The 22,622-nt window shown below is 71.4% G+C and carries 21 protein-coding genes; 9 read left to right on the forward strand and 12 right to left on the reverse strand.

Annotated elements, in window-relative coordinates:
- Positions 1 to 39: 39 nt before the first annotated feature.
- Entirely contained in the window at positions 40 to 3,117 is a 3,078-nt protein-coding gene (locus tag ACFQVC_RS01945) for an alpha-mannosidase (protein WP_381825689.1), read from the reverse strand.
- 219 nt (positions 3,118 to 3,336) lie between these two features.
- On the opposite strand from ACFQVC_RS01945, the gene ACFQVC_RS01950 reads away from it, so the two are divergent.
- The gene (locus ACFQVC_RS01950) at positions 3,337 to 3,774 is read left to right on the forward strand and encodes an ATP-binding protein (RefSeq protein ID WP_381825691.1); all 438 of its coding nucleotides are present in this window, start codon (positions 3,337 to 3,339) and stop codon (positions 3,772 to 3,774) included.
- A gap of 57 nt (positions 3,775 to 3,831) precedes the next feature.
- On the opposite strand, the gene ACFQVC_RS01955 is transcribed toward ACFQVC_RS01950, so the two are convergent.
- Together ACFQVC_RS01955 and ACFQVC_RS01960 are read right to left on the reverse strand one after the other, a co-directional pair.
- Entirely contained in the window at positions 3,832 to 4,908 is a 1,077-nt protein-coding gene (locus ACFQVC_RS01955) for a DUF2637 domain-containing protein (protein WP_381825693.1), read from the reverse strand.
- Positions 4,909 to 5,192: 284 nt separating this feature from the next.
- Positions 5,193 to 6,056: a (2Fe-2S)-binding protein gene (locus ACFQVC_RS01960; RefSeq protein ID WP_381825695.1), complete on the reverse strand. Its 864-nt coding sequence runs from the start codon at positions 6,054 to 6,056 to the stop codon at positions 5,193 to 5,195.
- A gap of 152 nt (positions 6,057 to 6,208) precedes the next feature.
- Here ACFQVC_RS01960 and ACFQVC_RS01965 point away from each other — a divergent pair, with 152 nt between their 5' ends.
- Positions 6,209 to 7,009 (forward strand): GntR family transcriptional regulator, encoded by an 801-nt coding sequence (locus ACFQVC_RS01965; protein WP_381825697.1) that lies wholly within the window; start codon positions 6,209 to 6,211, stop codon positions 7,007 to 7,009.
- 28 nt (positions 7,010 to 7,037) lie between these two features.
- Here ACFQVC_RS01965 and ACFQVC_RS01970 read toward each other — a convergent pair whose 3' ends face one another.
- From ACFQVC_RS01970 to ACFQVC_RS01980, 3 genes are all read right to left on the reverse strand, one after another.
- Entirely contained in the window at positions 7,038 to 7,811 is a 774-nt protein-coding gene (locus ACFQVC_RS01970) for an SDR family NAD(P)-dependent oxidoreductase (RefSeq protein WP_381825699.1), read from the reverse strand.
- 243 nt (positions 7,812 to 8,054) lie between these two features.
- The gene (locus ACFQVC_RS01975; protein WP_381825701.1) at positions 8,055 to 8,858 is read right to left on the reverse strand and encodes a hypothetical protein; all 804 of its coding nucleotides are present in this window, start codon (positions 8,856 to 8,858) and stop codon (positions 8,055 to 8,057) included.
- Between the two features lie 235 nt (positions 8,859 to 9,093).
- Positions 9,094 to 10,773 (reverse strand): PucR family transcriptional regulator, encoded by a 1,680-nt coding sequence (locus ACFQVC_RS01980; protein ID WP_381825703.1) that lies wholly within the window; start codon positions 10,771 to 10,773, stop codon positions 9,094 to 9,096.
- Between the two features lie 287 nt (positions 10,774 to 11,060).
- On the opposite strand from ACFQVC_RS01980, the gene ACFQVC_RS01985 reads away from it, so the two are divergent.
- From ACFQVC_RS01985 to ACFQVC_RS01995, 3 genes are all read left to right on the forward strand, one after another.
- Positions 11,061 to 11,261: a hypothetical protein gene (locus tag ACFQVC_RS01985; RefSeq protein WP_381825705.1), complete on the forward strand. Its 201-nt coding sequence runs from the start codon at positions 11,061 to 11,063 to the stop codon at positions 11,259 to 11,261.
- Between the two features lie 277 nt (positions 11,262 to 11,538).
- Complete coding sequence (locus ACFQVC_RS01990; protein WP_381825707.1) at positions 11,539 to 12,969, forward strand: NCS2 family permease; 1,431 nt, start codon at positions 11,539 to 11,541, stop codon at positions 12,967 to 12,969.
- A gap of 91 nt (positions 12,970 to 13,060) precedes the next feature.
- Positions 13,061 to 14,260, forward strand: a complete 1,200-nt coding sequence (locus tag ACFQVC_RS01995; RefSeq protein WP_381825709.1) for an XdhC family protein — start codon at positions 13,061 to 13,063, stop codon at positions 14,258 to 14,260.
- Here ACFQVC_RS01995 and ACFQVC_RS02000 read toward each other — a convergent pair.
- A complete protein-coding gene (locus tag ACFQVC_RS02000; protein WP_381825711.1) occupies positions 14,244 to 14,594 on the reverse strand; it encodes a DoxX family protein in 351 nt (116 codons plus the stop codon). The genes ACFQVC_RS01995 and ACFQVC_RS02000 overlap by 17 nt on opposite strands.
- Positions 14,595 to 14,655: 61 nt before the next feature.
- Between ACFQVC_RS02000 and ACFQVC_RS02005 the strand changes: the two genes are divergently transcribed.
- Positions 14,656 to 15,555, forward strand: coding sequence for a LysR family transcriptional regulator (locus ACFQVC_RS02005; RefSeq protein WP_381825713.1), 900 nt, complete (start codon positions 14,656 to 14,658; stop codon positions 15,553 to 15,555).
- A gap of 134 nt (positions 15,556 to 15,689) precedes the next feature.
- Complete coding sequence (locus ACFQVC_RS02010) at positions 15,690 to 16,577, forward strand: universal stress protein (RefSeq protein WP_381825714.1); 888 nt, start codon at positions 15,690 to 15,692, stop codon at positions 16,575 to 16,577.
- Positions 16,578 to 16,581: 4 nt separating this feature from the next.
- On the opposite strand, the gene ACFQVC_RS02015 is transcribed toward ACFQVC_RS02010, so the two are convergent.
- Positions 16,582 to 16,830, reverse strand: coding sequence for a DUF397 domain-containing protein (locus ACFQVC_RS02015; RefSeq protein ID WP_381825715.1), 249 nt, complete (start codon positions 16,828 to 16,830; stop codon positions 16,582 to 16,584).
- The gene (locus ACFQVC_RS02020; RefSeq protein ID WP_381825717.1) at positions 16,827 to 17,684 is read right to left on the reverse strand and encodes a helix-turn-helix domain-containing protein; all 858 of its coding nucleotides are present in this window, start codon (positions 17,682 to 17,684) and stop codon (positions 16,827 to 16,829) included. Before ACFQVC_RS02020 ends, ACFQVC_RS02015 begins: the two co-directional genes overlap by 4 nt.
- 84 nt (positions 17,685 to 17,768) lie before the next feature.
- On the opposite strand from ACFQVC_RS02020, the gene ACFQVC_RS02025 reads away from it, so the two are divergent.
- Positions 17,769 to 18,251 carry an ATP-binding protein gene (locus ACFQVC_RS02025; RefSeq protein WP_381825719.1) on the forward strand — a complete coding sequence of 161 codons (483 nt, stop codon included), beginning with the start codon at positions 17,769 to 17,771 and terminating at the stop codon, positions 18,249 to 18,251.
- A gap of 228 nt (positions 18,252 to 18,479) precedes the next feature.
- Positions 18,480 to 19,247, forward strand: coding sequence for a peptidoglycan-binding domain-containing protein (locus ACFQVC_RS02030; protein WP_381825721.1), 768 nt, complete (start codon positions 18,480 to 18,482; stop codon positions 19,245 to 19,247).
- Between the two features lie 10 nt (positions 19,248 to 19,257).
- Here the strand turns inward: ACFQVC_RS02030 and ACFQVC_RS02035 are convergent, their stop codons facing one another.
- Genes ACFQVC_RS02035 through ACFQVC_RS02045 form a run of 3 tightly spaced genes read right to left on the reverse strand, consistent with a single transcriptional unit; the run spans position 19,258 to position 22,611 of the window.
- A complete protein-coding gene (locus tag ACFQVC_RS02035; RefSeq protein ID WP_381825723.1) occupies positions 19,258 to 20,247 on the reverse strand; it encodes a hypothetical protein in 990 nt (329 codons plus the stop codon).
- 47 nt (positions 20,248 to 20,294) lie between these two features.
- Positions 20,295 to 21,293, reverse strand: a complete 999-nt coding sequence (locus tag ACFQVC_RS02040) for an AAA family ATPase (RefSeq protein WP_381825725.1) — start codon at positions 21,291 to 21,293, stop codon at positions 20,295 to 20,297.
- Between the two features lie 37 nt (positions 21,294 to 21,330).
- Positions 21,331 to 22,611 (reverse strand): toll/interleukin-1 receptor domain-containing protein, encoded by a 1,281-nt coding sequence (locus tag ACFQVC_RS02045; RefSeq protein WP_381825727.1) that lies wholly within the window; start codon positions 22,609 to 22,611, stop codon positions 21,331 to 21,333.
- Positions 22,612 to 22,622: the final 11 nt, after the last annotated feature.

Here is a 22,622-nt window from a genome sequence, read left to right on the forward strand (position 1 = left end):
GCTTGCTGGCGGGACCGGGCACAGGGGTGTCCGGGGGCGTTACGCGGGCGTGAGCCGCAGCGTCAGGATCTGGAACGGCCGCAGGGACAGCGCGAGGCCGCCCTCGCCGGTCTCGGCCGGACGCAGCGGCCGCTCCAGAAGATCCGTCACGTCCGCCCGCGCCACCGGGAACGACGCCTTCAGGACCGTCTGCGCCCGGCCGCCCCGGGACTCGTAGAGACGTACGACGACATCGCCGCCGCGGTCCTCGGCGAGCTTGACCGACTCGACGGTGACCGCCGGGTCGTCGACCGTGACCAGCGGCGCGAGCACCGGGGCGGTCGCGGTGCGCAGCGGCAGATTGAGGGCGAGCCCCTCGGCGACCGCGTCCCCGACGCCACCGCCCGGCAGCAGCGCGTACGTGAAGCGGTGGGCGCCGAGGTCGGTGTGCGGGTCGGGGGAGTGCGGGGCGCGCAGCAGGGTCAGACGGACCGTGGTGCCCAGGCCTTCGGGGTGCGGGGTGCGCGTCACGTCGTGCCCGTACGTCGAGTCGTTGAGCACCGCCACTCCGTAGCCCTCCTCGGCGACCCGCAGCCAGCGGTGGGCGCAGATCTCGAAACGGGCCGCGTCCCAGCCGGTGTTGGCGTGCGTGGGCCGGTGCACATGCCCGAACTGGATCTCGGCGGCGGACCGCTCGGCCTGGACGTCGAGCGGGAACGCGGCCTTGAGTACCTTCTCCGACTCCTGCCAGTCGACGTCCGTGACGATGTCGACGCGGCGGCTGCCCGCGCTCAGCCGCAGCTCCTGGGTGATCCGGGACTTCCCGAAGGCGCGGACGACGCGGACGGTGGCGCGCAGCGGACCCGACTCGAGGAGCTCCACCGACTCGGCCGCCGTGAGGTCGGTGTGCTTGCGGCGGTAGTGCTTGTCGATGTCCCAGGCGTCGTACTGGTTGGGGTGGTCGGGGTGCAGCTGCAGGAGGTTGCCGCGGGCGCCGGGGGCGAGGACCTCGCGGCCCGCGCGCAGATCCCGTACCGAGGTGAGGAGTCCGTCGGCGTCGACGGTGAGGCGCAGATGTTCGTTCTCCAGCAGGTAGCCGCCGTCGGTGTGTTCGGCCCTGACCTGGCCGATCTCGCCGCCCTGGCCGCGGGACTGCGCGGCCGCCGTGGTCAGGCTCTGGCTGCCCAGGGGCGGGACCACGACATGGACCAGGGCGCCGTCGTCGGTCTCCATGACCTCGGCGCGCTCGTACGGCGAGGCGTTCAGGACCGCGTCCCCGCCGGAGCCCCCGTCGAGGGAGCGGACCGCCGCCGCCGTCAGCTCGTCGACTTCCGCGAGCACCGCCGCGTAGGTGTCACGGGCCTCGCGGTGCACCCAGGCGATGGACGAGCCGGGCAGGATGTCGTGGAACTGGTGCAGGAGCACCGTCTTCCACAGCCGGTCGAGCGCGTCGTGGGGATAGGCGTACGACGGGTCGCGAAGGGCGGCGGCCGTGCACCACAACTCGGCCTCGCGCAGGGCGTGTTCGCTGCGCCGGTTGCCCTGCTTCGTCTTGGCCTGGGTGGTGTACGTGGCCCGGTGCAGCTCCAGGTAGAGCTCGCCCGACCACACCGGCGCCGCCGCGGCGTACTCCTCCTCGGCCGCCGCGAAGAACGCCGAAGGGCGTTCGATCTCGACCCGCGGAGACCCCTCCAGGGAGCGCAGGCGCCGGGCCCGCTCCAGCATCTCGCGGGTGGGACCGCCGCCGCCGTCGCCGAAGCCGAACGGCACGAGGGAGCGCGAGGCGCGGCCCTTGTCGGCGAAGTTCTTCTCGGCGTGGGCGAGTTCACTGGCGAGGAACTGGGAGTTGTAGGTGTCCACCGGCGGGAAGTGGGTGAAGACGCGGGAGCCGTCGATGCCCTCCCACCAGAAGGTGTGGTGCGGCATCTTGTTGCTCTGGTTCCACGACAGCTTCTGGGTCAGGAACCAGCGCACCCCGGCCAGCTTCGCCAGCTGCGGGAAGGCCGCCGTGTAGCCGAAGGAGTCGGGCAGCCAGATCTCCTCGGTCTCGACGCCGAACTCCTCGGCGAAGAACCGCTTGCCGTGCACGATCTGCCGGGCGAGCGCCTCACCGCCCGGCATGTTCGCGTCCGACTCCACCCACATCGAGCCGACCGGCGCCCAATTGCCGTCCGTCACGGCCTTCTTGATGCGCTCCCAGATGTGCGGCTGGTGCTCCTTGACCCAGGCGTACTGCTGCGCCTGCGAACAGGCGAACACCAGCTCCGGGTAGTCGCCGGCCAGGGCCGTCACATTGGCGAAGGTGCGCGAGGCCTTGCGGACCGTCTCGCGCAGCGGCCACAGCCACGCCGAGTCGATGTGCGCGTGCCCTGCGGCCGAGACCCGGTGGGCGCTGGCGGCCGCGGGCTGCGCGAGCACGCCGCTCAGGGCGGCACGTGCCGCGGCCGCCGTGCCCGCCACGTCATGGAGATCGAGGCGGTCCAGCATGTCCTCGAGGGCCCGCAGGATCTCGTGGCGGCGCGGCCGGTCCGGCGGCAGCTCGTGCATCAGCTCGGAAAGCACCTCGATATCGAGCACGAGATGCCATACCTCCGGTTCGAGTACGGCCAGTTCGGCAGTCGCGAATCGGTAGAGCGGGCGATCCCCTGCGGTCGTCACGTCGCCCAGGTGCGTCGGTACGAAGTCGTGCAGCACCGCGGGGTTCGCCGCCGCCTCCAGGAGCAGCCGCACCTGCTCCCCGCCGCGCGCGCTCTTTGCCACTGTCAGATGCCGGTTGCGGGGGTGAATTCCCTTCAGGGGCACGCCCGTCCAGTCGTACAGGAGGCCCTCGGCCTGGAAGCCCGGGCCCTCGTGGCTGAAGCCCGGGTCCACCACCACTTCGACATGGCGCCCGGCCCACGCGTCGGGCACCTGGCCCGACATCCTGAACCAGCTGGTCGACCAGGGCTTTCCCCACTCGGTACCGGCGTCGAAGGGTTCGTACGCGGCGTCGAGGGCATCGGCGACGGGCACCGGCTCGCCCGGCGTGTGCCAGACGGAGAGCGTCAGCGGGGTGTGTTCGCGGTAGACGGCGGGACGGATGAACTGGCGCAGCGCGCGCTCCAGGCGGCCCTCCACCAGCAGTCGGTCGTCGTGCATTTGCGGCTCCTCATGAATGGGGCCCGCTCACCGTAGGCGGACCCGGCTCACGCGCGACGTACCCGGCTTCACTTCCCCGGGAGACCGCCGGACATCCGCGGTCACTTGTTGAGGAATGGACATGCGTGCCGCGAGGCCCTCGGGGCATGAATCACCGTGTACGTGTTCGACGTGAAGGGGTTCACGAAAGGAAGAGCCATCGGCCTACGGGCGGGGGTCATGACAAGGCACGCACAGGAAAGTACGGCCGACAGCGTTGCCACGGAGGGGGACCCGGTTCAGCTGCGCTGCAGACTCGGCCGCGCGGATCTCAGAGCAGTGGCCGAAGTGCGGAACGCACTGCGGGAATTGCTCGTCCACTGGGGAAAGCCGGGCAGCGCCGACACAGCGGAATTACTGACCAGCGAAATAGTCACCAACGCACTGGTGCACACGGATTACGACGCGATCCTCACCGCCACCGTGCGCGCACAGCGGCTCCGGGTCGAGGTGCGGGACTTCGTGGCACGTCGGCCCAGGCTGCGGGTACCGAACGCCGACGACGGTACGCACGGCCGTGGCCTGCTTCTGGTCCAGTCGCTCGCCGATGCCTGGGGAGTGCGGACGCACGGAGTGGGAAAGGCGGTGTGGTTCGAACTGGACGGAGGGCTGCTGTGAGGGCCGTGGTCCGCCGTGCGGCCGACGCCCGATGGGCGGGGCGCCGGCCCGCACAGGTCAGCCGAACTGCTGCTCCAGGTCCTTCAGCTTCTGCTCCAGGGAATCGAGCCTGGGCAGTGTCTGGGTGTCGTCCTCCGCGGTGAGGTCGACGGTGACGGGCGCGCCCTCAGTGCCGTTGACGGCCTGCAGGGAGGGTCTTGAGCGCACGGGCAGCTGCTCGGCGCCGGCTATGGCAGGGTCCGCGCCGCCCTGCCCTACCTGCGCGCTCGCGGCCGCCGGCGCCACCGAGGGCGGCTGGCTGCCGGAGCCGAGCTGCCGTCCGCCGGCCGCCCGGCGGGCCAGCAGGGTCTGGCCCCGGCTGACGGCCTTCAGATGGGCGCGCTCCAGCTTCTCCTGCTCGCGCCTGCGGTGACGGTTCTGCGTCTTCTGCTTGCGGTCGTCGCGTACCTCTTCGACCGCCTCGTCCAGGCTGCGTACGCCCTCGAGGAGCATCAGCGACCAGGCGCCGAAGGTCTCACGCGGCGCCCGCAGCCACCGTACGATCCGGATCTGCGGCAACGGCCTGGGTACCAGGCCCTGTTCGCGCAGGGCCGCGCGGCGGGTCTGCTTCAGGGCGCGGTCGAAGAGCACCGCGGCGCTCAGTGACATGCCCGCGAAGAACTGCGGGGCACCGGCGTGGCCGAGGCCGCGCGGCGCGTGCACCCAGTTGAACCAGGCGGCCGCGCCCGCGAACGTCCACACCAGCAGGCGTGAGCCGAGCGCCGCGTCACCGTGGCTGGCCTCGCGTACCGCGAGGACCGAGCAGAACATCGCCGCCCCGTCCAGGCCGAACGGCACCAGGTACTCCCAGCCGCCCGAGAGGTTGAGGTTCTGCCGGCCGAAGCCGACCAGGCCGTGGAAGGACAGCGCGGCCGCGACCGCGGCACAGCAGAACAGCAGCAGATAGGAGGCCGTGCCGTAGATCGCTTCCTTGCGCCTGCGGCGTTCCTCGCTGCGCTCCCAGGTGTCCTCCGCAGCCGCAGCCTTGTCCCCGGCGCGCTTTCCGCGCGCGAGCACCGTCACCGCCACCAGCAGGCCCAGGAGCAGTACGCCGCCGGGAAGCAGCCAGTCCAGCGATATGTCGGTCATTCTCATCTGGGGTCCCTTGCATCGCAGGAAATAAGGGGGGTGCGCGGAGCGCTTCGTCGGAAGGGTGGTGGTGGGTGACGGGAGGGGGTTTCGGGCGCCATATTGGCCCACACCGAAAGGCCCTCAGGGGGTTTCGGAGCAAGAGAACGCCAAGGGGGTGCGACGGGCCGCTGATGAGGGACTTGTGCTCGAACCACCGCACGAAAAGGAGTAGTTGAGTTCGAGTGATGCCACCCTTACGGGTGGTTCAGTGCGGGGCGGTCAACAACGGCGGTGCGGCCGCGGGTGATTCAGCGCGCGGCGCCCGCGCTCAGCTTTTCGATGCGCTGGGCGTCGCAGGTGCGCGGACACGTCACACAGGTGTCCTCGGGGCGCAGCGTGTAGAACAGGCAGCAGCTGGCGCGGTCCCTGGTGGGCAGCGACTCGCCGTCGGGGCCGGTCAGTTCACGGAACGCCGCGGTGCCGACATACGGCTTGGTGGTGCCCGGCAGGAGCTGTTCGAGCTCGGTCATCGCACGCCGCTCCTCGCCGAGGAGATGGGCGACGTACCACAGGCCCTCGACGATCTCGTCCGTCGCCATGCCCCACAGGGCCCGCGAGCGGCGGCGCATCCGCGGCCCGAAGCCGTCGAGCACCGGGGTCAGGTGCTCGGCCACGGCCGCCCGCACCTCACCGCGCAGTGCCTCCTCGTCGGGCACGACACGTGCGCCCGGCGCTCCGGCGGCCGGGTCGTCCGGCAGGCAGGCGAAATCCTCGACCCGGACGGCCATCCGGCCGAGGGTGCGCTGGAAGGTGACGTTCGCCACGGGGAAGCGCGGCACGCGGCGCAGCAGGAACCACGGGATGGTGATGAGCAGGCAGGCCGGCCAGGCGTAGCGGTGCAGTCCGAAGCTGGCGATCACATCGGGGCGGGCCTGTTCCTTGTAGTCCCGCAGGATCTGCGCGTTGTCCCAGGCGAGAAAGGCGTCGAGGTCGGCCCCGCCGGCCGCGAGCCGGTCGGCGGCGACCCAGCCGCCGCCCTCGGGGGCCTGCTGTGCCGGGCTCAGCTCCTCGATCCGCAGTCCCGGGAACACCTCGGTCAGGCGCGCATACGCGTCCGCGACGGGCGAGAAGCCGGTGCGGACGGCAGCTGGGGCCAGGGCGGGCAGGGACATGCGGGGACCACCGATTCAAGCGATCGTTAGCAGGTAAGCCTTACCTTACCCGATGCGATCGATGTTTGAACTCGCGCCCACCCCGCCTATCGTCCTTCTCGGACCACGCCCTGCACGGCAGACCCAATGACGGCACATCGAGGAGGACCCGAGTGGAGCAGGCCAGGCCGCGCCCCGGTGCCACCGATGTGCCGCGCGCACGGATTCCGCAGCAGCAGGCCCGCGGGGAGCACACCCACGGGGAGCCGGTCGAGCACGGCCGCGGTGAGCCGGTCGAGCGCACCCATGGTGAGCCGGTCGAGCGCACCCGCGGGGAACCGCAGGCCGCCGGGGTGCAGCGGCACTCCGTACGCGGACAGATCCTCGAAGCCCTGCGGTCCGCCCTGGTCAGCGGTGACCTGCTGCCCGGCGAGGTGTACTCCGCGCCCGCGCTCGGCGAGCGCTACGGCGTCTCCGCGACACCCGTCCGTGAGGCCATGCAGCAGCTCGCCCACGAGGGGGCCGTCGAGGTCGTGCCCAACCGCGGCTTCCGCGTCACCGAGCGCAGCGCACGCGAACTCTCCGAACTCGCCGAGATCCGGGCCCTGTTGGAGGTCCCGGTGATGCTGCGCCTGGCCCGCACCGTGCCGCCCGAGCGGTGGGCGGAGCTGCGGCCGCTGGCCGACGAGACGTCCGCGGCGGCGGCCCGTGGCGACCTGGCCAAGTACGTCGACGCCGACCGCGCCTTCCACCGGGCGATCCTCGCCCTCGCGGGCAACCAGCAGCTGCTCCTGATCGCCGACGATCTGCACCGCCGCTCGCAGTGGCCGCTCATGACGGGCCCCGTCCACCACCGCCGCGCCGACCTCGTGGCCGACGCGGCCGAGCACTCGGCGCTCCTTGAGGCGCTGGTGGCGCAGGACCTTTCGGTGGTGCGGGAGTTGGTGCGGGAGCACTTCAACGGGGCGGTCTGAGCGCGCTTCTTCAGCTTCGTCGGTTTCTTCAGTGCGCCGAGAAGCCGCCGTCGACGCACAGCGTCTGGCCCGTGACATAGCGGGCCGCGTCGCTCGCCAGGAACACGGTGGCCCCCGCGAAGTCGTCGGCCTCGCCGTTGCGGCCCGCCATGGTGCGGGCCGCCATGGCTTCCGCGCGCTCCGGGTCGGCGAACACGGCCTGCGTCAGGGGCGTACGCACGAAGCCCGGTGCGATGGCGTTCACGCAGACGCCGTGTGCCGACCAGGCCTCGGCCTGCGAGCGGGTGAGCCCGGCGACGGCGGCCTTGGAGACGCCGTAGGCACCGCTGTTGCCGAAGGCGCGGAACGTCTGCTGCGAGGCGAGATGGATGATGCGGCCCCAGCCCCTGGCCGCCATCCCCGGGCCGAATCGCCGGCCCAGGAAGTGCGGCGCGTCCAGGTTCAGCGCCATCGTCAAGTCCCAGTCCGCGTCCGTGAGTTCGTCCATCGGGGGGCGCAGGTTGATGCCCGCGGACGTGACGAGGATGTCCGGTTCGCCGTACGTCTGCGCCATGTCGTCGGCGGCGGTGCGCAGGGCCTCGCGGTCGGTGAGGTCGGCGGTGAGGAAGTCGGCCTCGTGGCCCTGCTTCCGGAGCCCCTCGACGGCTTCCCCGAGCGGCTCCGCGCGGCGGGCCATGAGGACGACGTGCGCCCCGGCGCCGGCGAGGGCGGTCGCCATCGCCAGGCCGATGCCGGAGCTGCCGCCGGTGATGAGGGCTGTGCGGTTGTGCAGGGTGAAGAGGTGGCTGAGGTAGTCGCTCATGCGGCCGATCATGCCGGGGCCCCACCTCGGGGCCCCACCTCGGGGCTTCGCCCCGGGCCCTTTGTCGCCCTTCGGGCTCGTCCTCGATCGCCGGGCGGGCTGGGGGGCTGACTTGTGCCGCTGTGGCCGGGGTGGGGTGGGGTGCCTGCGGCGGGCCTTTTCCCCACCCCGCCCCTTCCCGAAAGTCCTGCGGACGGCCTCGGGGCTTCGCCCCGGGCCCCTTGTCGCCTTTCGGGCTCGTTCTCAATCTCCGGACGGGCTGAAAAGTTGGGCCGCCAGCCAAGTCGGGACGTTGCCGAGGAGGCGGAACAGGCGGGAGGCCTCTGCTCGCAGGCGGGCTGCCTCCGGCTCCGGTTCCGCTTCCGCGAGGGCGGCCAGGGCCGGGGCCGTGCCGACCAGGTAGCCGAGTTCTTCGCGCAGGCGCAGGGATTCGGTGAAGCCGTGTCTGGCCTCGGCCAACTCGCCGTCGCGCAGGGCGAGTCCGGCCAGGTGGCGCCAGGTGAAGGAGAGCAGGAGCTGGTCGCCGTGGGCGGTGGCGCCCGCGTGGGCGCGGCGGTAGGCGGCGCGGGCGGCCTGCGGGGAGTTCGCGAGGTGTTCGGCGATCAGGCCGCGGCGGTAGTCGAGCAGCGGTCGCGTCGCCGCGCCGGGGGCGAGCAGGGCGGCGGCCCGGCCGAGTGCGGCGCGGGCTTCGTCGGCCCGGTCGCGTACGCCGAGCACGGTGGCCGCGTAGGCCAGCTGGCCGCGCTCGCAGGCCGCGGCGCCGCGTTCGTCGTCGGTGCCCGCCAGGGCTTCCGCGGCGCGCAGGGCGTCCTCGGCCTCGCTCCAGCCCTGTTCGGTGAACAGGCAGCGCTCCACGAGGAGCGCGGCCCGCTGGAGTGCGGCGGCGGGGCCGGGGTCGGGTTCGAGCAGGGCCGCGGCGTCGGTCCAGCAGCCGCGGGATCGCAGCCGCCATACCGCGGTCTGGAGGGCAGACACCCGTCCGCCGGACGCGGGGTCCGGCGCGGGTGTGGATACGGGACCAGAACCAGACATGGCGGTATCCGCCACATTCCCCTCCCCGGAGGCGCGTCATTGAGCTGTGGCCCGCATCTCAGCACGAATCCCTGCGGGGCGCCAAGGGGGTAGGTGAAGGAATTCACAAACTGGGGGTTTTCCGTATGCCGGAAAGCGAGTCGGAAAGCGAGCCGGGCGGGCTGATCTGTCAGCCCGTCCGGCGCTTGAGGGGTGGAGTGGGGAGGGGGCCTGCTGCGGGGTGCGGCCTTCCGGGATACGGAAAACTTGGCTAGCTGATCCTCAGTGCCAGGAAGAAGTCCAGCTTGTCCTCCAGGCGCGACAGATCGCGGCCCGTCAGCTGCTCGATCCGGCCCACCCGGTAACGCAGCGTGTTCACATGCAGGTGAAGGCGCGTCGCGCAGCGGGTCCAGGAGCCGTCGCAGTCGAGGAAGGCTTCCAGGGTCGGGATCAGCTCCGCGCGGTGGCGGCGGTCGTAGTCGCGCAGCGGGTCCAGGAGGCGGGCCGTGAAGGCGCGGCGGACGTCGTCCGGGACGAAGGGCAGCAGCAGGACGTGCGAGGCCAGCTCCTGGTGGCCGGCGGCGCAGACCCGGCCGGGGCGGGCCGCGGCCACGCGGCGGGCGTGCCTGGCCTCCTCAAGGGCGCCGCGCAGGCCCTCCGCGGAGTGCACGGACGCGCTGACGCCCAGGGTGAGGCGGCCGTCGCCGTCCAGGCCCGCGCCGAGCGGGTCGCGGACCGTCTCCAGGAGGCTGTCCGCGATCAGGCCGGGGTGCTCCGCGCCCTCGTGGTCGGTGGTCACGGCGGGCAGTGGCACCAGGGCGATCGCCTCGTCGCCGGTGTGTGCGACGGCGATGCGGTCGGAGGGCTCGGGGCCCGCGGCGTGCGGGTCGACCAGGATCTCCTCCAGGAGCGACTGGGCGACCGGACCGCCCTCGATCTCGCCGCCGTCCCACTCGACCCTGGCCACCACGACCTGCCAGTGCGGGGCCGCGCCCAGGCCGGGCAGCAGGACCGGGGCGGCCACCCGCAGACGGGCCGCGATCTCGGCGGGCGCCGCGCCCGTCTGCACCAGCTCCAGGACCTCCTGGGCGAGGCGGCGGCGCACCGTACGGGCCGCGTCGCGGCGGTCGCGCTCCACGGCGATCAGCTGGGTCACGCCCTGGAGCAGGTCGAGGCGCTCCTCGGGCCAGTCGCCGGCGTCGGCCTCGACCGCGAGCAGCCAGTCCGACAGGACCGTCTCGCGGACGTCGCGGGAGGCGGCCGTGGCGCCGCGGCCGCTGCTGCGGATCGGGAACAGCGAGTACGTCGTGCCGTGGGACGTCACGCGGTGCGGGCCGCGACGGCCGGTGCGCGCCGCCGCCAGGTGCTCGGCGGCGAGGGTGGCGCAGACCTCGTCGGACAGGGGAGCCCCGGCGCTGCTGGTGCCCGCGATGGGGCGCCCTGCGGGGGAGAGCACCCAGGCCCGCAGGTCCAGGTCGGTGCCGAGCAGATCGAGGACCACGTCGGGGCCGCCGCCCGCGGGGCCCGAGGTCATCAGGCGGCGGTGGCGGTCCACCACGGCCGCGAGGTCGCCCGCGCGTTCGCCGGAGACCTGGCGGACCACGTACTCGGTGATGGTGGCGAAGGCGACCCGTTCGTTGACCGCGAACAGCGGAAGCCGGTGGCGGACGCAGGCCGAGACCAGATCGTCCGGGATGTCGCCGAGTTCGGCCTCGCCCGCGGCGAGCGCGGCCACACCTGCGGACGCCAGGATGCGGACGAAGGGCTCCGAGTCCGAGGCGTCGCGGCGCCAGGCCAGGCCCGTGAGGACCAGTTCGCCGCCCGAGAGATAGCGGCTGGGGTCGCGCAGGTCCGTGGTCATCACGCCCCGCACCGTGCGGTCCAGCTCTTCGTCGCCGCCGAGCAGCCGCAGCCCCAGCGCGTCGGTTTCCAGCAATGCGCGCAGCCGCATGGGTTCGCCGCCGATCCTGTCTCGATCTTGTCGTTGCTCTGTGGTGATGGTTGCAGCAGGAAAACGATGGGGTTACTGAGCCCTGCCTTTCATACGAATCTACAAGATGAAGCAGACGACCAGCCAACTCCTTCATGGTTTCGGTGACTGACCGCGAGGGCTCCCAGGCGCGTGTAATGACGCCATTCCGCGTGAACAGCACGTGAACGAGTTGCTCGCGGAGCACCAGGGCCCAACGGCTCTGTGGCTCGAAACGAATGACCCGATCCGAACGAAGAGAGCCACCCATGGACTTCCTTCGCCCCGTCAGCCGGGGGAGGCGCTCGCCGTCAGGGCCGAGCACCCCGTCCCTGTGCCAGGGCTGGCATGCCGGCGAGGAGATCAGCTCGACCACCCTCGGCGCGCCGGTCATCCCCGCCGGCGTACTCGAACCGGGCCCGGAGCCCGACAAGACGCCCGTACGACCGGAGCACCTCACCGGAACGTGAGTCTTGCGGGACGAAGAGGGCGTCCGCGTCCTCCTCGTCCCGGTCCTCCGGACGGGACAGCGGCCAGAAGTCATAGGTCAAGTCTTCCGGTGGAGAACGGCGGTTCACCCGTCGCATCCACCCCGCTTCCGTCCGGGAGGCCACAAGTGCCGCACCGCTCGCGGTACTTGGCACCACCCCTAGTTCGTCTCGGGCCGTCCCCCGGGTCGTGCAGCCAGAGCAGCATCCCAAATCTCGCTCTTTGCGGGTGCCCCTATGAACCTTGGGAGTAGGCACCATGACCCAGCAGTCCCTCGAGCCGAAGACCGCCCCAGACGCAGGTGACGGCAGTCGCCCGCCCGCCGGCAGGTCCTGGCTCGACCGGTACTTCCACATATCCCTCAGAGGATCCACGGTCGCGCGAGAGGTGCGCGGCGGCATCACCACCTTCATGGCGATGGCGTACATCCTCCTGCTCAACCCCTTGCTGCTCGGCGGTGAGGACGCGCTCGGCAACAAGATGAGCCAGCCGGCGCTGATCACCGCGACCGCTCTCGCCGCGGCGGTCACCACGCTCGCCATGGGCTTCATCGGGAAGGTGCCGCTCGCCCTGGCCGCGGGACTCAGTGTCTCCGGAGTGCTCTCCACCCAGGTGGCGCCCGACATGACGTGGCCGCAGGCCATGGGCATGTGCGTCGTCTACGGCGTCATCATCATGCTTCTCGTCGCCACCGGCGTCCGGGAAATCATCATGAACGCGATTCCGCTGCCCCTGAAGCACGGAATCACCATGGGCATCGGCCTGTTCATCGCGATGATCGGCTTCGTGAACGCCGGCTTCGTGGGCAAGGGCGCACCCGTCACCCTCGGTGTCGAGGGCCATCTCTCCGGCTGGCCGGTCGCCCTCTTCGCCCTCACGCTGGTCCTGATCTTCATGCTGCAGTCCCGGAAGGTTCCGGGCGCGATCCTGCTCGGCATCGTCGTGGGCACCGTCATCTCGGTCGTGGCCACCTCCACCGGTCTGATCTCCGAGAAGGAGTGGGGCGGCAAGGCCCCGGTCCTGCACGGCAGCTTCACCTCCATGCCCGACTTCAGCCTCTTCGGCAGCATCGAGTTCGGCGGCTGGGAGAAGCTCGGCGCCACCACCGTCGGCATGATCGTCTTCACTCTGGTGCTCGCGGGCTTCTTCGACGCGATGGCCACCATCATCGCCGTCGGCCAGGAGGCCAAGCTCGCCGACGACCGCGGCCGGATGCCCGGCCTCAACAAGGCCCTGTTCATCGACGGCGCCGGCGGCGCGGTCGGCGGTGTGGCCGGTGCCTCCGGTCAGACCGTGTTCATCGAGTCGGCCTCCGGCGTCGGCGAGGGCGCACGCACCGGTCTCTCCTCCACGGTCACCGGTCTGTTCTTCGCCGCCTGTCTGTTCTTCACGCCGCTCACCCAGCTCGTCCCGAACCAGGTGGCCTCGGCCGCCCTGGTCGTCATCGGCGCGATGATGCTGCAGAACGCCCGCCACGTGGACTGGACCGACTGGTCCGTCGCGGCCCCGGTGTTCCTGACCGTCGTCCTCATGCCGTTCACCTACACCATCACCGCGGGTGTGGGCTGTGGCGTCATCTCGTACTGCGCCATCAAGCTGGCCCAGGGCAAGTGGCGGGACCCGAGCATCTTCATGTGGATTCTCTCGGCCGTTTTCATCTTCTACTTCGCCACGGGTACAGGTCACTGACACTGGTCGCGGGTCCGGCGGCGGCCGGACCCGCGACCGCAGGATGCAGCTCTCACGCATCCGCCGGAGACCGATGCACCTGGAGGCCGACATGCTGGACATCGCCGACGAGCTGAACCGGTGGGTCCAGCAGGGACGGGACTTCGCGGTCGCCACCGTGGTGGCGGTCAGCGGCAGCGGTCCCCGGCAGCCGGGTGCCGCACTCGCCGTCGACGGCGAGGGCACGGCCATCGGATCGGTTTCCGGCGGATGCGTCGAGAGCGCCGTCTACGAACTTTGCCGGCAGGCGCTCGAGAACGGCGAGACCGTGCTCGAACGCTTCGGCTACCACGACGAGGACGCCTTCGCGGTCGGACTGACCTGCGGCGGCAGCATCGACATCCTCGTCACCCCCATGCCCGCGAACGCTCCGGGACGGGGAGTGTTCGCGGCCGCGCTGGCCGCCGCCGCCGCACGAAAGGCGGCGGCGGTCGCGCGGATCACCGACGGCCCGGCCGAGCTCATGGGCCGCGCCCTCCTCGTCCGCCCCGACGGCTCCCGTGAGGGAAGCCTCGGCGGCCACCCCGAGCTCGACCGCACCGCCGCCGGTGAGGCGGGCGCCATGCTGGACGCGGGCCGCACCGGCACGACGGAGATCGGCGAGGACGGCTCGCGCTGCGGCCGGCCCCTCACCCTGCTCGTCGAATCGTCCGTCCCCGCCCCCCGGATGATCGTCTTCGGTGCCATCGACTTCGCGTCCGCGCTCGTACGCATGGGCAAGTTCCTGGGGTACGAGGTGACCGTCTGCGACGCCCGCCCGGCCTTCACGACCAGGACCCGCTTCCCCGACGCGGACGAGATCGTCGTCGAGTGGCCGCACACCTACCTGGAGCGCACCGAGGTCGACGGCCGCACCGTCCTGTGCGTCCTCACCCACGACGCCAAGTTCGACGTCCCCCTGCTGCGGCTCGCCCTGCGGCTGCCCGTGGCCTACGTCGGCGCGATGGGCTCGCGCCGCACCCACGAGGACCGCAACCGGCGCCTGCGCGAAGTCGGCGTCACCGACCTCGAATTGACCCGCCTGCACTCCCCGATCGGCCTCGACCTGGGGGCCCGTACGCCCGAGGAGACGGCACTGTCCATCGCCGCGGAGATCGTCGCGAACCGCCGCGGCGGCACCGGTGTCCCCCTGACCGGGGCGCACACGCCGATCCACCACGAGGGGAAGCGGGCACCGGCGGAGCGGATCGGCTCCACGGTCCGAGGCGTTCCTCGCGGTACCGCGCCCACCGGGGTCAGCGGGCCAGGGTGAGGACGAGCGTGGCGACCGCCAGGGCGAAGAAGAGCAGGGGCCCCGCGATGTTGCCGTAGACCTGGGCGCGGACGTGGGCCGCGAGCGCGCAGACGAAGAACAGGACGAGACCGACAGCCGCCGCTACCCCGACGTAGGGGACGCCGAGCAGACCGAGCAACAGGCCTGCGGCCGCGGCGCCTTTGAGGGTGCCGAGCAGTGGAAGACCTGACTCCGGGAAGCCGACCTTTTCGGCGTTGGCCACGACGGCCTTCATCCGGGCGAAGTTGGCGACGGCTTCCGCGGCGTTGGCCGCGATCGTGACGACGGTGACGGCGACGTAGGCGATGAACATGCGTCGAGCGTCCTCCCGTACGGCGACGGGCGTCCAATACCTGTGCCCATAACCTGACGGCATGGATGTCGACACCCGGCTGCTCCGCTACTTCGCCGCTGTCGCGGAAGAGGGGAATCTGACCCGCGCCGCCGAGCGTCTCCACGTGTCGCAGCCCGCCCTGACCAAGCAGATCAGGCAGCTGGAGAGCCTCCTCGGCGTGGCCCTCTTCACGCGGTCGCGGGCCGGGATGGCGCTGACCGGCCCCGGCCGTGCCCTGGCCGCGCGGATGCCGGGTCTCCTCGCCGACTGGGCGCGGGCCGTGCGCGAGACCAAGAGCGCGGCGAGCCGGGCGGCGCGGGTGCTGCGGGTCGGCTTTCTGGCGAGCGCGGCCAACGAGGCGACGCCGCGTATCGTCGCGGCCTTCGCCGAGCGGCGGCCGCGGTGGCGGGTCGAGATGCGGCAGGCGTCCTGGGGCAACCCGAGCGCGGGGCTCGCCGACGGCGAGGTGGACGTGGCGCTGCTCCGGCTGCCGTTCCCGGGCCAAGAGGCCTTGCAGGTAAGGGAGTTGTTCACGGAGGACCGCTGGGTCGTGCTGCCCACGGGGCACCCGCTCGCCGGCCGTGAGGTCATCGCCTTCCGCGAACTGTGGGACGAGCCGTTCGTCGCGGCCCCCGCGGAGACCGGCCGGTGGCGCGAGGAATGGCTGGCCGCGGATGAGCGTGAGGGCCACCCGGTGCGCGTCGGCGCGGTCACCGACCAGCCCGACGAATGGCTCAGCGCCATCGCCAACGGCTACGGCATCGCCCTCGCCCCCGAGTCCGCATCCCGCTACTACTCCCGCCCGGGGGTGACCTACCGCCCCGTGAGCGGCGTCAGCCCCACGCGGGTGGGGGTGGCCTGGGCGGCGGCGGACGAGTCGGATGCGGCGGGTGCGGTGGTCCGGGATTTCGTGGGCTGCTGTGCCGCTGTGTGCGGCTGAGCGCGGAGCGCTCCGCGGGAAGCCCGGTATACACCTGCGGGTGCGTCGTGGCTGGTCGCGCAGTTCCTCGCGCCCCTTCGGGGCGAGGACTTTCGTCCCTGCCGCGGAGCTGTCGCGTTGTTCATGCTTGAGATATGAACAACCACGCCCCGGTCCTTGTCGCGGTCGATGGCTCCGAGCACAGTCTCAGGGCCCTCGACTGGGCTCTCGACGCCGCTCGCCGCCGGGGTGTGGACGTGCTCGCCGCGCATGTACGGAGCGGGCGTGGGGCCACCGCGGCCGACGCCGATCATCATGATCCCGTCAGGCAGCGCGTCGAGGAGACCCTCGCCGCCCGCCAGGACGTGGCGACACCCCATGTGAACTATGTCGCAGTGGAGGGCAGCCCCGCCGCCGCGCTGTGCGAGCTTGCCGCCAAGGCGCAGCTGCTCGTTCTCGGCTCGCGCGGCCTCGGCGGGTTCGCCGCGCTGCTGCTCGGCTCCAACGGGCGCAAGTGTGCCGCGCAGGCGCCGTGCCCCGTGGTCGTGGTGCCGCACGAGTCCCGGTTGGAGCAGGTCGACCGGTCCGGGCCGCCGAGCCGGGTGGTCCTTGGGCTCGACCCCGCCGAGACCGCGGACGACGTGATCGAGTTCGCCTTCGCCGAGGCGGCTCTGCGCGGCGTCGAGCTGCAGGTCGTGGCGACGTATCCGGTGCCGCTGCGGGCGCTGACCGCGATCGGTGAGTTCGTGCCCGGCGAAGTGCCCGACACCTCAAGCACCGCCCTCGCCCTCACCGCCGCGAAGCGCGCGCGCCTCGCGGACTTCGCCGAGCGCTATCCGAAGGTCTCCGTCGACCCCGTCGTCGCCCCCGCCGATCCCGCGGGGCGCCTCGTCACCGCGTCCCTCAACGCCGACCTCCTCGTGGTCGGCCGGCACCGGCGCCGCCTCAAGGCCGACCCGCTGCTCATGGGCTCCGTCGCCAACGCGGTGCTGCTGCACGCCCATTGCCCCGTGGCCGTGGTGCCGTCGGCGTCCGAGGCCTGAAGCTTCAGCGCGTCGCGTGGGCCAGGAAGGCCGACCAGGCGTCAGGTGTCACCGTCAGGTGGGGGAGGTGGGGGTTCTTGGAGTCACGGAGGTGGACGGCACGGTTCTGTTCGTGGGCGACTTCTAGGCATTCGCCTCCGCCGCCGTCGCTGTACGTCGACTTCCGCCAGTCGTAGGCGACTTCGAGGCAGTCTCCGCCGCCCCCGCCGCTGTAGCTCGACTTGAACCAGGCGAGTTCTTCGTTGGAGTTCATCGCATCCCCAGCTTCTTCTCGATCAGCTCCAAGGACTTGCGTGGCGTGAGGGCCACCGCACGCATGATCCCATAGCGCTCAGCGAGTACCCGGGCCTCGGCCGGTTCCGTGATCAGGCGAGGATGTTCCTGACTCTCGGTGTAACCGATCTGATGGTGCTGGCCCTTGGGGATCAGAAGGTTGAACGCGCCCTGCAGGTTGGGATGTTCCAGCACGACTGTCGGCATTACCTGGAGTTCGACGTTGCGCATGCGGCTCACTTCAATGATGCGCCGCAACTGGGTCTCGTGCGCCTCCCTCCCGCCGAGAGGCCGGTCGAGGATGGATTCCTCCAGGACATAGCTGATGACCGGTGCCGGGTGGCGGGCGAAGACCTTCTGGCGGTCCAGGCGGTCGGCGATGCGCTTCTCGACGGTCTCCTCGTCCAGAAGAGGGCGGTGGTTGCGGAACACCGCCTCCGCGTGCTCCGCGGTCTGGAGCAGGCCGTGGAGCGCGTCACAGCAATAGTGGTGCAGCTCAACGGCATCCGCTTCCATCGCCGCGTATCCCCGATACCACTCCGGATGCCGCGTCCGTGCCCGGGACAGCGCCTCCCGTACGTCAGGAATGGCCGCCACCAGCACGCCGCCCGCCTCAAGTACCTTGTCCACGCGCTCAAGGAAGTCCGGCTGCGGCGTGCGTACGCCGCGCTCGATCGCGCCGACCAGATCCATGCTGCAGTGGACGCGGTCGGCCAGTTCCTTCTGGCTGTGCCCCGCCGCTTCCCGCAACACCTTGATCTGCTTGCCGAGGGCACGGAAGAGATGCGCCGTGCCGTCCGCCTCCACAGGCCGCTCGGGCTGTTCGTCACGCATCGCGTACCACCCCGTACACCAAGCGGAGCGGCGCCGTACGGCTACGCTCCGTCGCGTCGTCGTCACTGGTCAGCGTACGGCCAAGTGGACACGCTCGGTGACATGAAAGCTCAAATCCCCGCCTCTGCCGTTCAGTTCAGGCAACTGTTCAGTGCAACCCCACGCGGCGCACGGCTCGCTCGTAGGCTCACGGCGCATCAACTCGAAGAGTGGGGTTTCCCACACGGGAGCGAGACCTCCGACGCGGCCGCGTCGATCGTGGCCGAGCTGGCGGCGAACGCCGTGACGCACGGGCGCGTACCCGGGCGTGATTTCGAAGTACGCCTTGTCAACGGCCGTGGTGTGCTGCGGATCGAGGTCACGGACGCGCGGGGGGACCGGCGTCCGGAGGTGGCCGCGAAACCGCCGGAAGCGGACGCGGAGGGTGGCCGGGGACTGTGTCTGGTGGCCGCGCTGGCGAAGGAGTGGGGTGTGCGCGAGCGGGCCGTAGGTAAGACGGTTTGGGCGGAACTTTCCGTAAATGCCATGATCGCTGGCGGTGGGCTAACGCCGCCTTCATCTGCATAATCGGTGGCTGCTCGAAGGAAGGTGTGTGGACGAACGGTGAGTGGACAGCACTGCCCGGGGTGCGGAACGGAATTCCTGCCGGACTTCCGGCCCGCTTGTGACTGTGCGCTGCGTGCGCGCCAGGCACAGCAGGCGCAACAGGCGCAACAGGCCCAGGAGGCGCCTGAGCAGGCTTCTGAGCAGGTGCCTGACGCGCCGCAGCCGCAGCGCCCGGTCGCTGAGCCGCCCATGGACCCTGTCTTCGGGCATGTGGCGCCGCCGGACGCGGGGGAGCCGCTGCCGCTGAACGACGCGGACCTGGAGCTCTTCGAGTTCGAGCGGCCCGCGCCGGGCGCGCTGCCCGAGGAGGTCGCCGCTGGGCCCCGGCAGGACGTGCCCGAGTTCAGCCGTTCCGCGCCCGGTCCTTCCGGGCGTGGCTGGCGGTACGGGCTCGTCGCCGGGGCGGCCGCGGTGGTTCTGGTGACGGCCGGGGTGGCGAGCGGATTCTTCTCGTCGGGGCCGGACACGGACGACCAGGCGGGCCCGCCCGGTGGCGCGGGCGAGAGCGTGTCCGTCCCGGACTCCTCCTCGCCGTCCCCTTCGAGCACCAAGAGCGAGCGGGCCAGCCGTAGTTCGCAGCGGCCGACGTCTTCACCGAGTGTGTCGGAGAGCGTGACGCCGTCCTCGTCGGCGCCGCCCACGACGTCCCAGCCACCGTCCTCCGCGTCGTCGACGGCCGCCAAGCCGACGCCCACGTCGCAGCGGCCGAGTGAGGACGCGGAGGACGACGGGCCGCAGGTGCTCAGCCGTGGTGACCACGGCGACCAGGTCGTCGAGCTGCAGCAGCGACTGCAGCAGCTCCAGCTCTACATCGGCCCGGTGAACGGCAACTACAGCGCGGACGTCGAGGACGCCGTGGAACGCTTCCAGCAGGCCCGGCAGATCGACGAGGAGCCGGGTGTCTACGGCCCGGCGACGCGGGCGGCCGTGGAGGCGGAGACCTCCGACCCCTCGTAGCCCACCGGGTTCACCTGGCGGGAAGGCCGATCCTGCCGACCGTCGTGTGGTGGTCCCAGGCGACCAGGTGCATCAGCTGGCGCGCCCACGCCGGCCAGCGCTTCGGCGGATACGGCACGAAGGCGACCGCCGCGCACTCGGCGCCGTGCAGGAGGCGGGTCCACTCGCGCCACTCCTCGGGCGTGCCGCGGCGCAGTTCCAGGGGTGGGCCGCCGATGCCCAGGTCACTGAGGAGCAGGACCCGGGTGCCGCGTGCCGGGGGCTTGTAGCGGTGCCAGGTGTGGCGGCCGCCGCTTCCGGTGCCGTGCAGCGGGGAGCCCTCGAAGTAGCGGACCTGGGTGTGCTCGCGCCCGATGGTCTGGCGGATCTGTGTCACCAGCTCCTGCTGGTCCCGGCTGAACGGCTCCATGCCGGCGCCGAGATCCACGAGGACCTCCACCCCGAAACGCAGGGTGCGTTCAGGACGCCGCGGCAGCTGCGCGAGAGGGCGGCCTTCGGCGATGACCCGGACCGTCTCCGGCACGTCGAGGTCGCCGCCGGGAATCAGCTGGGACAGGGCGAGTTGGAGGATCGCCGGAGCCGAGCGGGGGGCCAGCAGCGGGGTGTAGGGGAGCGGGGCGCCGGTCCGGCGCGTGCCGGGGGCGGCGAGGCTGTCCACGAGCCATTCCTCCGGGGGGCGGGGCTCGTGGGCCACGGGGGTGAGGAGCTGCGGGCCGTCGGTGGTGGTGTCGGGCGCGGTCGTCGTGGGGGCCGTCAGGTCGGTGGGCGGGGTGTCGGGGGCGTGGCCGGTGTCGTCGGCGTCGGGGGCGTCGACGGGTGACTCGTCCTCGGGCGCGGAGGCGTGGCGGGGCCGCTCCCCACTCCGCCCCGCGGCCCCCGGCCGTGCGGCCGCGGTGTCGGCGAAGCCGAGGAGCCGGGCGATGTGCCGTTTGTCCTCCTCCGTCGCGGCGGCCGTGGCGAAGGCGTTGAGGAGGTCGCCGATCCAGATGTCCCCCGACATATCCCGTACGGCTCCTGACATATCCCGTGACACGTCCCCGGTCATGGCTATGCCTCGGGCTGCTGGGGCTTGAGCAGCGTCAGGGACCTGATCAGCCACCAGTCGTCGTGCGTGACGCCGATGCCGAGGCTGGTGCAGGCGCGCAGCGCGTCGAGGAACTCGGCGGTGCTGGGCGGCCGTACGTCCGTCGCCCTGGCCTCCTTGCGGGCGTCGAGCAGTTCGCGGGCGAGGGCTTCCGCCAGCTCCTGGTCGAAGCCCTCGGTGCCGCCGTGCTCGTGGCGGAAGTGCTCCGCGGCGATGTCCACGAGGCGCTCGCGGTCCGGTTCGGGCAGTTCCATGACCACGCACCGGCGCAGGAACGCCTGCGGCAGCTCCCGCTCCTCGTTGGTGGTGATGATGATGAGGTGCTGCCCGGCGGCCGTGTGACCCTTGCGGCCACCCCGTTCTGCGCCTTTCTGTCTGCGGACCCGCTCGCCCGTGTCCGTGACGGTGAACTGGTGGGAACCCAGCGGCACCAGAAGGCTGTTGGGCAGATCGGGGTCGGCCTTGTCGATCTCGTCGATGAGGACCACGGCGTGATCCGGGGCCCGGTCCTTGTTGATCCGGGCCCACGGGTCCTTGCGCTTGCGCCGGCCCTTTCTGCCGTCGGCCGCCGTCGCGGGGTTGTAGGCCCACCACAGCGGGCCGGGGGTCACATAGTCCGCGTCGTTCAGGACGGTGCCCGGATCGCGGACCTGGGCGTCGCTGAGGCGGCGGACATGGTCGTACGTCCACAGCAGGTCCTCGGCCTTGGACCTGGACGTCACGACGTACTCGTAATAGCGCCAGTCGTGTTCGCGCGCGACATACGCGGCGAGCGAGGACTTGCCGGAGCCGGGCTCGCCGCGCAGCAGCAGCGGCCGCCCGGTGGCGAGCGCGACCTTCACGGCCATCCGCAGCTCGGCCGTCATCACATACACCTGACCGTCTCTGCGGTCGGGTGAGTTGACCGGTAGCGGTAGCGGGGTGTGCTCCTCGTGCCCTTCCGGGGCGTCGTGCGTGTTCACGCCGTCAGTCTCCTCTCGCTCGCCGGGTGCTTGCTGATCACGGTTGGTCCCCTCGCACGCGTTGGGGCAGTCGGTACAGATCGGTGGAGAGCTGGTTCCCCAGGTCCTCGGCCTTCTCGGTGAGGTGCGGGGTCACGACGACGAGGCCGTCCAACTTCCAGCGGTCCCTGGCCTCTTGAGCCGACTCCGCCTTGTCGGTGAGGAGGACGACGGTGAGCTTCGGGTACGCGTCGCGGAGTTCGCGGACGATCCGTGTCACATGGGCCGGGCGCTCGTGGGCCGTGTCGAGGAACAAGAAGTGCGCGACGTTGGGCCGCCACGCGTAGTCCCTGATGGCCTGGCCGGGGCGGAGGCCGAGCAGCTCCCGGATGGCGTCGAGGCAGGCTTCGTGGAGTTCCTCGAAGATGCCCTCCTCGCCGCCGGGCAGCCGTTGCGCGGACTGCACCTGGAAGCGTCTGAGGCTCATGCAGAACGCCCGCTGTACGTGGAACACCGCGGTGTCCGGGACGCGCGCGGTCAGCACCACCACCCCTCCGTGGTCCGGCTCCCGCGGCAGCAGATGGCGGGCCGCCTCGACGTCGACCCAGATCGACCTGAGCTCTTTGACCAGCTGAGAGAATCGAGCCTCGGGCAGATCGGGGTCGAGTTCGTACAGCGCCTCATGCAGCCTCTGGTCGGCGGTGTCGAGCATCTGGTAGGCGAGGAAGAGCGCGGCGGCGACAGTGCCCTCGACCTGGGCGAGATCCGCGTCGGTCAGGCCGAGTTGTGCCGCGGCCGCCTTCAGGGACTCCGTACCGCACTCGCCCAGACAGCGGGCGATACGAGTGATCCACCCGTGCAGGGCGTCGTCCGTGCCAGTGCAGGCGCCGAGGTCCGGCAGCCGCGCGAACTGGTCGAGGAGCAGCGCCGTGAGCTTCTCGCGGCCGCCGTCGGCCCACTGCGCGGCGGTGAACCGGGCCGACTGCACCGGCGCCATGTCGATGAGGCCCGCCGCGTCCAGATCCTTCGTGTCGAGGTCGCCGAGGAGCACGGGGAACAGCTGGAGGCGCGGGTTGTGAAACCGCCGGAACGTCAGGATGGCCACCTCGCGCCGCACCCAGTCGGAGCGGAGCGCATGGGCGTTGAGGAGGATGACGGCGGCGTCGCATTCGAGCAGCCACTGATTGAGCTCGGGATTCCAGTCCCGGCCGGGGACGATGTCGCGGTAGTCGACCTTCACGTCGTACTTCTTGGCCGTGAGCTCGTCCAGGACGGCCTGCCGCACCTCTTCGGCGAGGGCGTCGTCCTTGACGCTGTGGCTGATGAAGACCTGGGGCATGGAGCTGCCGG

Origin of the sequence: Streptomyces monticola (assembly GCF_042665355.1) — a bacterium.
Classification (GTDB): Bacteria; Actinomycetota; Actinomycetes; order Streptomycetales; family Streptomycetaceae; genus Streptomyces; species Streptomyces monticola.